Raw genomic sequence first — 15684 nt, forward strand, 5'->3', positions numbered from 1 at the left:
TCAGCGATCGCTGTGCCGGCCGAGCTCGTTGTCGATAAAGGCGAAGATCTCGTCGGTGCTGGCGGATTCGATCCGCTCGGAGACCTCCTCGCCGTCCTCCTCCGCCGGGGTCCCGCGCCAGTCGTCCAAGATCTGTGCCAGGCGGCCGGCGACGGCGGCCCTGGTACAGGCGTCGGGCTCGCTGACGGCGAGCGCGGAGCCGAGCCGTTCCAGCTCGGCGAGGAGGTCCGGACCCGTGGCGGACTCGTCCACGAGCTCCGCGACGAGGTGTTCGGCGAGTGCGGTGGGGGTGGGGTAGTCGAAGACGAGGGTGGCGGTCAGCCGCAGGCCGGTGGCGGTGGAGAGCCGGTTGCGCAGTTCGACCGCGGTCAGTGAGTCGAAGCCCAGGTCGTTGAACTCCCGCCGGGCGCCGATCGCGTTGACCGAGGCGTGCCCGAGCACGGCGGCAGCCTCCGTCCGTACAAGGTCGGTCGCCAGGCGTATACGCTCCTCCGGCCGTGCCTCCCGCAGCCGATGGCCGAACGTCGCCGCGGCTTCCGTGCCGCCCGTGGCGCCGGCGGCCGTCCGGCGGGCGCCCCTGACCAGGCCCCGCAGCACCGGAGGCACCGAGCCGCGGCCCGAAGTGCCCGTGGCGACCGGCCCGATCGGGACGAGGTGCGCCGTGTCGGTCGCGGTCGCGGCGTCGAACAACGCCAGCCCCTGCTCGGTGGTCAAGGGCGTGGCCCCGTAGGCGGCGATCCGCTTCAGGTCCGCGTCCGACAGGGCGGCGGTCATCCCGCCGCTCGGGGCCCAGGCGCCCCAGGCGAGGGACTGGGCGGGCAGGCCCTGCGCCGTACGGTGGCGGGCCAGCGCGTCGAGGAAGGCGTTGCCCGCGGCGTAGTTGCCCTGACCCGGAGTGCCCAGTACGCCCGAGATCGACGAATACAGCGTGAACGCGGCGAGGTCGAGGTCCTTGGTGGCTTCGTGCAGATGCCAGGCCGCGTCCGCCTTCGGACGCAGTACGGCCGACAGCCGCTCGGACGTCAGCGAGGACACCACACCGTCGTCGAGAACACCGGCCGTGTGGATCACGGCGGTCAGCGGGTGCTCGGCCGGTACGGAGGCCACGAGCGCGGCGACCGCCTCCCGGTCGGCCGCATCACCGGCCCGCACGGTCACCTCGGCGCCGTGGACGGCCAGTTCATCCCGCAGTTCGGCGGCACCCGGGGCGTCCGGGCCACTGCGGCTGACCAGCAGCAGGTGCCGCATGCCGCGCTCGGTCACCAGATGCCGGGCCAGCTCACGGGCCAGTCCCCCGGTACCCCCGGTGATCAGTACGGTGCCGTCCGGGTCCCACGGGCGCGGCAGGGTCAGCACGATCTTCCCGATGTGCTGCGCACGGCTCATGTAACGGAACGCTTCCGGCGCCCGCCGTACGTCCCACGTCGCGGTCGGCAGGGGGCGCAGCGTGCGCTGGGCGAAGAGATCCAGCAGTTCGCCGAGCATCTCCTGGACCCGGTCGGGGCCTGCTTCGGCGAGGTCGAAGGCACGGTAGTGCACTGCGGCGGCGGACTCAGGGCCGCGGATGTCGGTCTTGCCCATCTCCAGGAAACGGCCACCGGGGGCGGTCAACCGCAGCGAGGCGTCGACGAACTCACCTGCCAGGGCGTTGAGCACCACATCCACGCCCCGGCCCTCGGTGACCGCCCGGAAGCGCGCCTCGAAGTCGGTGGTACGGGACGAGGCGATGTGGTCGTCCGCGACACCCAACTCCCGCAGGGTGTCCCACTTGCCCTCGCTTGCCGTGGCGAATACCTCGGCGCCGAGGTGCTGGGCCAGCTGGATCGCCGCCATACCGACACCGCCGGCACCCGCGTGCACCAGAATCGACTGGCCCGGCCGCAGATCCCCGAGGTCCTTCAGGGCATACAGGGCGGTCAGGAACACCAGTGGCACCGACGCCGCTTGAGCCGACGACCAGTCCTCAGGGATACGGGCCAGCAGCCGCTGATCGGTCACCCCCACCGGCCCGTAGCCGCCGAAGACCATGCCCAGCACCCGGTCACCCGGACGCAGTCCGCTCACGCCCGGCCCCGTCTCGGTGACCACACCGGCGGCCTCCGCGCCCAGCAGCCCGGCCTCCCCCGGATACATCCCCAAGGCATTCAGCACGTCGCGGAAGTTCACGCCGGCGGCCTGGACCTGGATGCGGACCTGGCCCTCCGTAAGGGGCTCCAGGATCTCCGGGCAAGGCGCGAGCACCAGACCGTCCAGGCTGCCCTTGGCCGCGCTGTCCAGCCGCCACGGCACTCCGGTAGGGGGCAACAGCCCGGCTCCGCTGCCGAGTCGGGTCAATCGGCCCACCCGTAGCGCACCGTCGCGTACCACGAACTGTCCTTCTCCGAGGGCCAGTTGGCCCGGCACGTCCGCGAGCACCGCGGCGAGATCCTCACCCTCCGCCCCGTCCTCCAGGTCCACCAGCGCGATCCGCCCGGGGTGCTCCGACTGCGCCGACCGCACCAGCCCCCACACCGCGGCAGCGGCCATGTCCCGTACGGACTCCCCCGCATCCGCCGAGACGGCGCCACGGGTGACGAACACCAGACGCGAGGTGGCGGTTTCCTCCCGGTCCGCCCAGTCCTGAAGCACACCGAGAACCCGTGCGGAGAGCTCGTGAGCACCGGCGGGCACGTCGTCGCCCGCACCAGACACGGGGATCACCACAAGATCCTCGTCCCCCGCGAGATCCGCCAGGGAGGCGACCCACGCGCCCACACCCAGCTCATCCGCGCCCAGGGACACACACCGCACGTCGACCGACCGTTTGTCGGCCGACCGCGTCTCGGGAGCCGCCACCCAGTCCAGCGACAGCAGCCCGTCGTGCCCCGCACCGCGCCGAGTCGTCGACCGGCCCGTGCCGGGGTCCCGGTACGCCCGCATCACCATCGCCTCGGCGGACAGCACGGGTGCGCCTTCGACGTCGACGGCCGCGAGGGACACCGAGTCGTCGCCGGTCTTCACCACCCGCACCCGCAGGACCGACGCGCCCCCAGCGTGCAGCGAAACGCCCTTCCAGGCGAACGGCAGAAACTGGTCGTCGGCGCCGCCGACCCCGGCCATCCGGTGGGACTGCAGCACCGCGTCCAGCAGCGCCGGGTGGATCCCGAAGGCCCCGGCCTCCCCGGCGACCCGGTCCGGCAGCGCGACCTCGACGAAGACCTCGTTCTCGCCCTGCCAGACCGCGCGGAGCCCCTGGAACGCGGGTCCGTAGCCGGTCCCGTCGTAGAAGCCCTCCAGGTCGACATTCACGGCGTCCTGCGGCGGCCAGACCGGGGAGCCGAAGTCGGCGGTCCGCTCCCCGCTGGTCAGCGTGCCACCCGCGTGCTGAGTCCACGGCTGACCGGGGTCGCCGTCCGGGCTCGCATACACCGAGACGGCGCGGGCACCCGTCTCGTCGGCGGCTCCGACCAGCACCTGGACCTGTGCGGCACGGTCCTCCTGGAGCACCAGCGGCGTCATCAGGACGAGGTCCTCGACCCGGTCGCAGCCGACCTGGTCGGCGGCGCGCATCGCCAGTTCCAGGAAGCCGGTCCCGGGGAAGAGGACACTGCCGCCCATGACGTGGTCGATCAGCCACGGATGCGTCTGCAGCGACAGCCTGCCTGTCAGCACCACCTCGCCGGAGTCGGCAAGAGTGAGGGTCACACCCAGCAGCGGGTGCTCGGCCGGGAGGAGCCCGGCACCGGTGACGTCCCCGGAGAGCGCGGTGGGCCGGGGCCAGTACCGCTGGTGCTGGAAGGGGTAGGTGGGCAGCTCGACGCGGCGGGCGCTGGTGCCGGCGAAGATGCCGGACCAGTCCACCCCGACGCCCACGACGTGCAGGTGCGCGAGAGCGGTGACCAGCGCGGTCTCCTCCGGCCGGTCCTTGCGCAGGGCCGGAACGGCGGTCGCGGCGTCGTCCAGGGTGTGCTGGGCCATCGCCGTCAGCACCCCGTCCGGCCCCAACTCCAGGAAAGCCGAAGCCCCTTCGGCCTCCAGGGCGCCCATGCCATCGGCGAACCGCACAGTCTCCCGCACATGCCGCACCCAGTAGCCGGGCGAGCACACCAGCTCTTCGGCGGCCAGCCCGCCGGTCACGTTGGAGACGAGCGGAATCTGCGGGGCCTCGTACGACAACCCCTCCGCCACCCGGCGGAAGTCCTCCAGCATCGGCTCCATCAACGCCGAGTGGAAGGCGTGGCTCACCGGCAGCCGCTGCGTCTTGCGCCCCTCGGCAGCCAACTCATCGGCGATACGCGCCACTTCGGCCTCGCGACCGGAAAGGACGACCGCCTGGGGACCGTTGACCGCCGCGATCGACACCCTGTCGGTCAGCCGCGCCACCACCTCATCCTCGGCGGCCTGGACGGCCACCATCGCGCCACCGGCCGGCAACGCCTGCATCAACCGCGCCCGCGCCGCCACCAGCACACACGCATCCGCCAGCTTCAACACCCCGGCCACATGAGCCGCCGCGATCTCACCGATCGAATGCCCGGCCACGAAATCCGGCCGCACACCCAACGACTCCACCAACCGGAACAACGCCACCTCAACCGCGAACAACGCCGGCTGCGCAAACCCGGTCTCATCCAACCGCTCCCCGTCCTCGAACATCACCTCCCGCAGCTCACCATCGAAGTGCGCCAGCACCGCATCCAACGCCTCCGCGAACACCGGGAACCGGCCGTACAGCTCCCGGCCCGTCCCGACCCGCTGCGTACCCTGGCCCGAGAACAACACCGCCAGCGGGCGCGCCTCCTCCGCGCGGCCTCGGGCCGCCTCGGACAGCTCGCCGTCCTCGGACAGCAGTACCGCACGGTGCTCGAAGGCCGAGCGGCCCGAGGCAAGCGAGAACCCCACATCGACCGGTGTTGCCGCACCGCTGCGCGACGAGATCCGCTCGATCCCTGCCGCCAGCGCCTCCTCGGTCCTGCCCGACACCAGCCACGGGACGACGGCGGGCGCCAACCCCGGTTCGGTCTCCGGCTCTTCGGCCGGTTCCGCCTGCTCGATGATGACGTGGGCGTTGGTGCCGCTGATTCCGAACGACGACACCCCGGCCCGCCACGGCCGGTCGGCCTTGGGCCACTCCCGGGACTCCGTCAGCAGTTCCACCGCACCGGATTCCCAGTCCACATGCGACGACGGGGCGTCCACGTGCAGCGTCTGGGGCAGCACACCGTGCCGCATCGCCAGGACCATCTTGATGATCCCCGCCACACCGGCCGCTGCCTGCGTGTGGCCGAGGTTGGACTTCACCGAGCCGAGGAGCAGCGGCCGCTCGGGGTCGCGGTCCTTGCCGTAGACGGCCAGCAGGGCCTGCGCCTCGATTGGGTCGCCCAGGGGCGTGCCCGTGCCGTGCGCCTCGACGGCGTCCACGTCCGAGGCCGACAACCCGGCCCCGGCCAGCGCCTGCCGGATGACCCGCTGCTGCGACGGCCCACTGGGCGCGGTGAAGCCGTTGGAGGCGCCGTCCTGGTTGACGGCCGAGCCCCGGACGACCGCGAGCACCGGGTGCCCGTTGCGGCGGGCGTCGCTGAGGCGCTCGACGACGAGGATGCCGGCGCCTTCGGACCAGCCGGTGCCGTCGGCCGCATCGGCGAACGCCTTGCAGCGGCCGTTCGCCGCCAGTCCGCCCTGCCTGCTGAACTCCATCAGGGAACCGGGGGACGACATGACGTTGACCCCGCCGACCAGGGCCAGCGAGCACTCGCCGGCCCGCAGGGCGTGGGTCGCCGTGTGCAGGGCCACGAGCGAGGAGGAGCACGCCGTGTCGACGGTCACCGCCGGGCCTTCCAGGCCCAGCGTGTACGAGAGCCGGCCGGACGTGGCGCTGGCGGCGATGCCGGTGCCGATATCGCCGGTGGCGTCGGCCAGCGAGCGCACCAGCAGGTAGGCGTAGTCCTGGCCGTTGGTACCCACGAACACGCCGGTGCGGCTGCCACGCAGAGCGGTCGGGTCGATGCCGGCGCGCTCGATGGCCTCCCAGGAGGTCTCCAGCAGCAGCCGCTGCTGCGGGTCCATGGTGAGGGCCTCACGCGGGGAGATGCCGAAGAAGTCGGCGTCGAAGTCCCCCACGCCGTCGAGGAAGCCCCCTTCCTGGCTGACGGCGTTGCCACGCTCGTCGACCCCGGCGTCCCGCAGGGAGTCCAGGTCCCAGCCGCGGTCCGTGGGGAACGCGCCGATCGCGTCCTTGCCCTCGGCCAAGAGCTCCCAGAGGTCCTCGGGCGACTGCACGCCGCCCGGGTACCGGCAGGCCATCGCCACGATCGCGATCGGTTCCGTGGCCGCGGCAACGAGCTTGTGGTTCTGTCGGCGCAGGTGCTCGGCTTCCTTCAACGAGGCGCGGAGGGCTGCGACGACAGTTTCACTGGATGTGGTCATGGTCCGCTCTTTCAACGCTCTTGGGAGGAGTTGCCGTCGAGTGCCGCCTGTACCAAGCCGGCGACGTCCATCGCGTCGATCGACTCGTCGTAGGCGTCCGGTGCCTTTCCGGCGGCCGCGCCGTCGGATGCCGCGGCCTGTTCGGCGGCGAGCTTCATCAGGGGTTCGAGTACGCCGATCTCGCGTAGTTGGTTCATGGAGACGGAGGCGAGCAGGGCCCGGATTCCGGAGGGGGCCGGGTCGCCGTCGTCCGCCCCGTCCCCCGGTCCCTCGTCGGGGACGAGCAGGCTCAGGAGGTGGTCCGCCAAGTCGGCGGAGTTGGGGTGGTCGAAGACGAGCGTGGCGGTCAGGGTCAGTCCGGTGGCGGCGCCGAGCTGGTTGCGCAGTTCGACGGCGCTGAGGGAGTCGAATCCGAGGTCGCGGAACGCCCGGTCGGCGCCGACGACGTCGACGGTGGAGTGTCCCAGTACGGCCGCGGCTCGGCCGCGGACCAGGTCCAGTACGGCCCGGGCACGCTTGGCGGGCGGCAGGTCCGCCAGCCTCTCGCGCAGTGCGTCGCCGGTGGCGGCCTCCTCGGTGTCCCCCGCCGTCCGGTGCTCGGTGCCGGTCGGCCGGCCGAGGAGCGGGCTGGGCCGTACCGCGGTGAAGGAGCGGACGAACCGGTCGCGGTCGATGTCGGCGACGACCTCGGTGGGCCGCCCGTCCATGACGGCCCGGCGCAGCGCCACGACGGCGAGGTCCGGGTCCAGCGGGCGGATGCCGGTGCGCCGGGCCGCTTCGGCCGCCCGGTGGTCGGCGGCCATTCCGTCGCCGCCCCACACGCCCCAGGCGAGCGAGGTGGCGGCCAGGCCCTGGGCGCGGCGCTGTTCGGCGAGGGCGTCCAGGTAGGCGTTGGCGGCGGCGTAGTTGGCCTGGCCGGCGTTGCCGACCGCTCCGGAGGACGAGGAGAACAGGGCGAACACGGCCAGGTCCAGGTCCCGGGTGAGGTCGTGCAGGGCCAGGGCCGAGGCGGCCTTGGCGCGGAACACGGCCTCGTAGCGGTCCGGGGTGAGGCTGTCGAGGACACCGTCGTCCAGGACGCCCGCCGTGTGGATCACGCCGGTCAGCGGCGCCTCGTCGGGGATCGCGGCGAGGACCTCGGCGAGCGCGTCGCGGTCGGTGGCGTCGCAGGCGGTGAGGGTGACCTCGGCGCCCAGTGCGGTGAGTTCGGCCCGCAGTTCGTCCGCGCCGGGGGCGTCGGCGCCCCGGCGGCTGATGAGCACCAGGTGCCGGGCGCCCGCCTCGGCGAGCCGGCGCGCCACGTGGGTGCCCAGGGCTCCGGTGCCGCCGGTGATCAGGACGGTGCCGGTGGGGTTCCACTCCCGCGTGCCGGGGCCGGCCGGTACGGGTACCAGTCGGCGGCCGAGGGCGGCGGAGGGCCGGATCGCGATCTGGTCCTCGCCGCCGGGAGCCGCGAGAGTTTCGGCGAGGCGGGCCGCGGACCGCACGTCGAGGGTGTCGGGCAGATCGATCAGACCGCCCCAGCGCTGCGGGTACTCCAGGGCGGCGACCCGGCCCAGGCCCCATACGGCGGACTGGGCGAGCCCGGGTACCGGCTCGGCGGGGGTGGTGGCGACCGCGCCGCGGGTGACGCACCACAGGGGTGCGGCGAGGTCCGCGTCACCGAGTGCCTGGATGAGGGCGGTGGTCAGGGCCAGTGCCTCGGGGGCCTCCGCACCGTGCCCGGGTGCGGCGGCGAGGGTGAGCAGCGACACCACTCCGGTGAACTCGTGTCCCTTGGCGGCCAGTTGACGCAGTCGTGCGGCCAGCGCCGCACGGTCGGGGCCGGGCACTTCCAGGCGTACGGTGTCCGGGCCCAGGGCGGTGACGGCGTCGGCGGCCCAGGGGTCGTCGAAGTGGCCGGCCGGGAGCACGGCGAGCCAGGTGCCGGCCGGGGTGCGGACGGGTTGCGGGGTCAGCGGCTGCCAGGTGATCTGCTGCCGCCAGCCGTCGATGGTGTGCTCCTCGCCCCGCCGGCGGCGCCAGTCCGCGAGCGCGGGCAGCACCTTGGCCAGTGCGTCGCCGTCGACGTTGAGGGTCGTCTCCAGCGAGGCGAAGTCGGCCGCGTGGACCGCCGACCAGAAGCCGTCGTCCGCGGCGCCCGGCGCTGCGGGGTCGGCGGCCGGCTGGGTGGCCGGCCAGTACCGCTCGTGTTGGAAGGGATAGGTGGGCAGGTCGGTGCGGTGGGATGCGGTCGCGGTCCCGTCGAACAGGGCGTCCCAGTCGGGGGCGGCTCCGTCGACGTACAGCCGGGCGAGGGCGCCGACCAGGGACTCCTGTTCACCGCGGTCCTTGCGCAGCGCCGGTACGGTGACCGGCCGCGCGGGCAGGGCGACCAGGGTGTCCAGGGTGTCCTGGGCCATGGCGCCGAGTGAGCCGTCGGGGCCGAGTTCCAGGAAGGCGGTCACGCCGCGCTCGGCCAGGGTGCGGATCCCGTCGCCGAAGCGGACCGTTTCGCGGACGTGGCGCACCCAGTAGTCCGGGTCGCACACCTGCTGTTCGGTGGCCGCCCGGCCGGTGACGTTGGACACGATCGGGATCGCCGGGGCGTGGTAGGCAACGCTTTCGGCGACGCGTCGGAAGTCCTGGAGCATGGCATCCATGTGCACGGAGTGAAACGCATGGCTCACCCGCAAACGCGTAGTCTTTCGCCCGTCGGCGGTGAACTTCTCCGCGATGTCGGACACGGCGGCCTCGTCACCGGAGAGGACCACCGATCGCGGTCCGTTGGCCGCGGCGAGGGACACCCGGTCGGTCAGGTGCGGCCGGATCTCCTCCTCGGTGGCCTGTACGGCGACCATGGCGCCGCCCGTGGGCAGGGCGTTCATCAGCCGGGCCCGTGCGGCCACCAGTCGGCACGCGTCGTCCAGGGAGAGGACCCCGGCCACGTGCGCGGCGGCTATCTCGCCGACGGAGTGTCCGGCGGCGAAGTCCGGGCGGATGCCCCAGGATTCGACCAGGCGGAACAGTGCCACCTCGATGGCGAACAGTGCGGGCTGGGTGAAGCGCGTCTCGTTCAGCCGCTCCGCGTCCCCGAACATGACGTCCCGCAGGGGGAGTTCCAGTTCCGTGTCCAGGCGTGCCGTCACCGCGTCGAGGGCCTCGGCGAACACCGGGTAGCGGGCGTGGAGTTCCCGGCCCATGCCCACGCGCTGCGAGCCCTGGCCGGAGAACAGCACCGCGAGCTTGCCCCGGCGCTCCGCCGCCCGGCCGTGCAGGACCTGGGGGGTGTCGAGTCCGTCGGCGAGCGCGGCCAGGCCCGCGAGCAGTGCCTCGCGGTCTTCGGCGAGGACGGCGGCCCGGTGGGTGAAGGCCGATCGGGTGGTGGCCGTGGACAGTGCGAACGCGGCGACGGTGAGATCGGGCCGAGCGGCCACGTAGGCGTGCAGTTGTCGGGCCTGGGCCCGCAGTGCATCCGGCACGGTGCCCGTCACGGGGACCGGCAGCGGACCGACTGTCCCCTGGGGGCGCGCGGGCTCGTCCGTCGTGGTCTCCGCGGGCTGTTCGATGATCACGTGGGAGTTGGTGCCGCTGGCGCCGAACGCCGAGATTCCGGCCCGGCGCGGGCGTCCCGTACGCGGCCAGTCGGCCGCTTCCGCCAGGAGTTCGACGGCTCCGGTGGTCCAGTCGACGTGTGCCGACGGCTCGTCGATGTGCAGGGACCTGGGCAGCACGCCGTGGCGCATCGCCAGCACCATCTTGATCACGCCGGCGACGCCGGCGGCCGCCTGGGTGTGGCCGATGTTGGACTTCACCGACCCCAGCAGCAGCGGCAGTTGGGGGTCACGTCCCTGGCCGTACGTGGCCAGTAGCGCCTGCGCCTCGATGGGGTCGCCCAGGGTGGTGCCGGTGCCGTGCGCCTCCACGGCGTCCACGTCGGCCGGTGCCAGCCCCGCGTTGGCCAGCGCCCGCTGGACGACGCGGCGCTGCGAGGGACCGTTGGGCGCGGTGAGGCCGTTGCTGGCGCCGTCCTGGTTGACGGCCGAGCCGCGCAGCACCGCGAGGACCTGGTGCCCGTTGCGGTGGGCGTCCGAGAGGCGTTCCAGGACGAGGACGCCCACGCCCTCGGACCAGCCGGTGCCGCCCGCGGCGGAGGCGAACGGCCGGCAGCGGCCGTCCGGGGCGAGGGCTCCCATCTCCCCGAACTCGACGAAGTTCACCGGGCTGGACATCACCGTCACACCGCCGGTGAGCGCGAGGGAGCATTCGCCCGCCCGCAGGGCCTGGGCGGCCAGGTGGAGTGCCACCAGGGACGACGAGCAGGCCGTGTCGACACTGACGGAGGGGCCTTCCAGGCCGAAGGTGTAGGACACCCGGCCGGAGAGCAGGCTCGCCGACTGCGCGGTCTGCGCGTGGCCCAGCTGGCCGGCTTCGGGCCGGTAGTCGCCCGATCCGCCGCCGACGAACACACCTGTGTCGCCGCCGCGCAGCTGGGCGGGGTCGATGCCGGAGCGTTCCAGTGCCTCCCAGGTGGCTTCCAGGAGGATGCGCTGCTGCGGGTCCATCACCATCGCCTCGCGCGGGGAGATCCCGAAGAATCCGGGGTCGAAGTCCGCGACGTCGTAGAGGAATCCGCCTTCGCCGGTGACGGTCCGGCCGCGGCCGTCCCGGTCGCCGTGCAGCAGTCGGTCCAGATCCCAGCCGCGGTCCGTGGGGAAGCCCCCGATGGCGTCGACTTCGCCCGTGACCAGCTGCCACAGGTCTTCGGGCGAGCGGACCCCGCCCGGGTAGCGGCAGCTCATGCCGACGATGACGACCGGGTCCTCGGAGGTGTGGGAGTGCTGCGCCGGCACCGCACCGCGGAGTTCTTCCGCTTCCTCGCCGAGGAGTTCGGCCCGCAGGTGGCCGGCGAGCGCTTCGGCCGTGGGGTAGTCGAAGACGAGGGTTGCGGGCAGGGTCAGGCCCGTCGCGGTGGCGAGCTGGTTGCGCAGGTCGACCCCGGTCAGCGAGTCGAAGCCGAGGTCCCGGAACGCCTGGCCTGAGGGTACGGCGTCGGCGTCCGCGAACCCGAGCACCGCGGCGACCCGGGCGCGGACGAGGGCCAGCAGGACCTCGATGCGTTCCGTGTCCGTGCGGGCGGCGAGTTCGGCCCGCAGGCCGGTCGCGGTGCCCGCGGTGCCCGGCTCGGTACCGCCCGGCTCCGCCAGTGCCTCGTGGGCCTCGGGCAGCTCCGCGAAGAGGGCGCTGCGCCGGTTGCGGGTGAAGGCGGGCACGAACCGGTCCCACTGGACGTCGGCCACCGTCACCGAGGGGGTGTCGGTGCCGAGCGAGCGGGCGAGCGCGCTCAGGGCCCGGGCAGGGTCCATCGGGGGCAGCCCGTTGACCCTCAGGTGGGTGGCCAGGCTGTCGGACTCGGTGTCGGCCCAGCCGCCCCAGGCGACCGTCACGGCAGGCAGTCCGCGGGTGCGCAACGTGCGGGCCAGGGCGTCGAGTTGGGCTCCGGCCGCGGCGTCGGTGGCCCGGCCGCCGGCACCCCAGGTCCCGGCGATCGAGGAGAAGAGGACGAACGCGTCCAGGGGACGGTCGCCGGTCGCCGCCTCGGTCACCTCCGCCAGGTTCGCCACGTCGGCGCGCAGCGCGGCCAGGGCGGCGTCGGGCTCCTCGGTGCCGGACGGCGTTTCGGCGTAGACGACGGCGGTCAGCGGTGCCTGTGCCGGCAGTGCGGCGAGCGCGGTCAGCAGCGCCTCGCCGTCGGTCGGGGCGCAGTCGAGCACCGTCACGGGTACGTCGAGGCCGTCGAGCGCGGCGTGGGTCCGTGCCGGGTCCGGTGCGGTGGGGTCGGCCAGCACCAGGTGCCGGGCGCCGTGTTCGGCGAGCCAGCGGGCGCAGTGTCCGCCGGTGCCGGCCGCCGGGCCGACGATCAGGACCGTGCCGGTCGGCTGCCACGGGGTCGCCGGGCCGTCGTTGGTGGCGCGCACCAGTCGTCGCCCGAAGAGGCCGGAGGTCCGCAGCGCCACCTGGTCCTCGTCGCCGATGCCCGCGAGGACGGCACGGAACCTTTCGGTGGAGCGCCGGTCGAGCACCTGCGGCACGTCGACCAGGCCGCCCCAGCGGTCCGGGTGCTCCAGGGCGGCGACCCGGCCGAGTCCCCAGACCGTCGCCTGGGCGGGGCTGACCTCGGTCTCGGAGCGGCCCACCGACACCGCGTTGCGGGTGACGCACCACAGCGGGGCGTCGATTCCGGCGTCCGCCAGTGCCGCTATTGCCTCGTTCGGCCAGGCCGGTCCGGCGGGGGCGGCGTCGGTGTACGGGGCCGCGAGCAGCGAGACCGCGCCCGCGAACTCGACGTCGTGTGCGGCGAGTTCGGCCAGCGGACCGCCGAGTGCGGCACGGTCGGTCGGGTCGGCTTCGACGATGACGGCCGACTCGCCGAGGGCCGCGAGGACGGCGGCGGTCCACGCGTCGGCGGCGCCGCCCGTCGGGACGAGCGCCAGCCACCGGCCGGTGAGGGTGGCGGGCGGGGTGCCGGTCAGCGGGGTGAAGGTCACGCGGTAGCGCCAGCCGTCGACGGTCGAGCGTTCGACGCGCTTGCGGCGCCAAGCGGACAGCGCGGGTACGAGGGCCGACAGTGCGGCGTCGTCCAGTTCGAGGCCGTCCGAGAGCGACGAGAGGTCCGCGCGCTCCACGGCGTCCCAGAACTCGGCGTCCACGGAGTCCTGCGGGCCGTCCTGAAGGTGCCCGGCGGCCCCGGCCTCCGGCCAGTACCACTCCTGCTGGAAGGGGTAGGTGGGCAGGTCCACGCGGCGGGCGCCGGTACCGGCGAAGATCCCCGACCAGTCCACCCCGACGCCCACGACGTACAGGTGGGCGAGCGCGGTGACCAGCGCGGTTTCCTCGGACCGGTCCTTGCGCAGCGCCGGAACGGCGGTCGCGGCACCGGCCAGGGTGTGCTGGGCCATCGCCGTCAGCACCCCGTCCGGACCCAACTCCAGGAAGACCGAGGCGCCTTCCTCCTCAAGCGTCCGCACACCGTCCGCGAACCGCACGGTCTCCCGTACGTGCCGCACCCAGTAGTCGGGCGAGCACACCAGTTCCTCGGCGGCGAGATCCCCGGTCACGTTGGACACGAGGGGGATCTGCGGAGCGTCGTACGACAGCCCCTCGGCCACCCGCCGGAACTCCTCCAGCATCGGCTCCATCAGCGGCGAGTGGAAGGCGTGGCTCACCGTAAGACGCTGCGTCTTGCGGCCCTCGCCCGCCAACTCCCCGGCGATCCGGAGGACTTCGCCTTCGTCACCGGCGAGGACGACTGCCTCGGGGCCGTTGACCGCCGCGATCGACACCCCGTCGACCAGTCGCGGCCGGACCGCGCTCTCAGCGGCCTGGACGGCCACCATCGCACCGCCCGCAGGCAACGCCTGCATCAGCCGCGCCCGGGCCGCCACCAGCGCACAGGCGTCCGCGAGCGAGAACACCCCGGCCACGTGCGCCGCCGCGATCTCACCGATCGAGTGCCCGGCCACGAAATCCGGCCGGACGCCGAGGGACTCGGCCAGTCGGAACAGTGCCACCTCGATCGCGAACAGCGCCGGCTGGGTGTACCCGGTCTCGTCCAAGCCCTCCGCGCCGCCGAACATCACCTCCCGCAGCGGACGCTCCACCGCGTCCCCGGCCTCGAAGTGCGCCAGCACCTCGTCCAGGGCCGCCGTGAACACCGGGAACCTGTCGTACAACTCCCGGCCCATGCCCGCCCGCTGGGCACCCTGGCCGGAGAACAGCACGGCCAGTTTCCCGCCGGCCTCCTCGGCGACACCGCGTGCGAGTTCCCGTACGCCCGCTGCGTCGGCCGCGAGAACCGCGCGGTGGGCGAACGTCGAACGGCCGGTGGCGAGGGAGTGGCCCACGTCGAGCGGTGACGTGCCGGTCAGTGCCGAGACCTGCTCGATCTGTGCCGTCAGCGCGGCCGCGGACTTGCCCGACACCGGCCAGGGCACGAGGCCCGGCAGCGTGGCGGGCTCCGGTGCCACCCGTTCCTCGGTGTCCGGTGCCTGCTCGATGATGACGTGGGCGTTGGTGCCGCTGACGCCGAAGGCGGAGACGCCGGCCCGCCGGGCGTGCCCGGTCTCGGGCCACTCCTGCTGCTCGGTGACGAGCGCGACCGTGCCGTCGGTCCAGTCGACGTGCGAGGACGGGGAGTCGATGTGCAGGGTCTTGGGCAGGACGCCGTGGCGCATCGCCAGGAGCACCTTGATGGTGCCGGCGACGCCGGCGGCGGCCTGGGTGTGGCCCAGGTTCGACTTGACGGCGCCGAGCAGGAGCGGGTGTCGCCTGTCCTGCCCGTAGGTGGCGATGAGGGCGCCTGCCTCGATGGGGTCACCGAGGGTGGTGCCGGTGCCGTGGGCCTCGACGACGTCGACGTCGGCGGGGGTGAGGCGGGCGTCGGCGAGGGCCTGGCGGATGGCGCGCTGCTGGGCCCGTCCGCTGGGCGCGGTCAGCCCGTTGGAGGCGCCGTCCTGGTTGACGGCGGTGCCGCGCACGATGCCCCATACGTCGTGGCCGTTGCGGCGGGCGTCGGAGAGCCGTTCCAGGACGAGGACGCCCACGCCCTCGGACCAACTGGTGCCGTCGGCGGCGTCGGCGAAGGGCTTGCACCGCCCGTCGGGGGCCAGTCCGCCCTGGACCGTGAACTCGGTGAAGGAGCCGGGGCTGGACATGACCGAGACGCCGCCGGCCAGGGCGAGGGTGCACTCGCCGTTGCGCAGCGCGTTGGCAGCCAGGTGCAGGGCGACCAGCGCGGAGGAGCAGGCGGTGTCGACGGTGACGGCCGGGCCCTCCAGGCCGAACGCGTAGGAGAGGCGGCCGGACATGACGCTGGCGGTGTTGCCGGTGGCGACGTGGCCGCGGAGGTCGGCGGTGCCGGTGCCCTGGCGCAGGAGCGTGGCGTAGTCCTGGCCGTTGGTGCCGACGAACACGCCGGTGCGGCTGCCGCGCAGGGTGCTCGCGTCGATGCCGGCGCGCTCGAACGCCTCCCACGAGGTCTCCAGCAGCAGTCGCTGCTGCGGGTCCATGGCCAGCGCCTCGCGGGGCGAGATGCCGAAGAAGCCGGCGTCGAAGAGGCCGACGCCGTCCAGGAATCCGCCTTCGAGGGTGGCCGAGGCGCCCTGGGCGAGCGCATCGAGGTCCCAGCCGCGGTCCGCGGGGAAGCCGCTGACCGCGTCCTCACCGCGGCTCAGCAGCCGCCAGAGGTCCTCGGGGGACCGTACGCCGCCGGGGAAGCGGCAGTTCATGCCGACGACGACG

General features: G+C 73.5%; 2 protein-coding genes (1 of these 2 cut by a window edge). Both read right to left on the reverse strand.

Going from position 1 to position 15684, the window contains the following annotated elements; genetic code table 11:
• A complete protein-coding gene (locus tag ACSHXC_RS05265; protein WP_438290420.1) occupies positions 1 to 6420 on the reverse strand; it encodes an SDR family NAD(P)-dependent oxidoreductase in 6420 nt (2139 codons plus the stop codon).
• Positions 6417 to 15684, reverse strand: partial view of a type I polyketide synthase gene (locus tag ACSHXC_RS05270; RefSeq protein WP_438290421.1) — the final stretch only. It continues 19286 nt past the right edge of the window; only the last 9268 of its 28554 coding nucleotides appear in the window; the start codon falls outside the window, past its right edge; it ends in the stop codon at positions 6417 to 6419. The genes ACSHXC_RS05265 and ACSHXC_RS05270 overlap by 4 nt, the downstream gene beginning before the upstream one ends.

The sequence above is a fragment of the Streptomyces sp. HUAS TT7 genome (genome assembly GCF_051550175.1).
Taxonomy (GTDB): Bacteria; Actinomycetota; Actinomycetes; order Streptomycetales; family Streptomycetaceae; genus Streptomyces.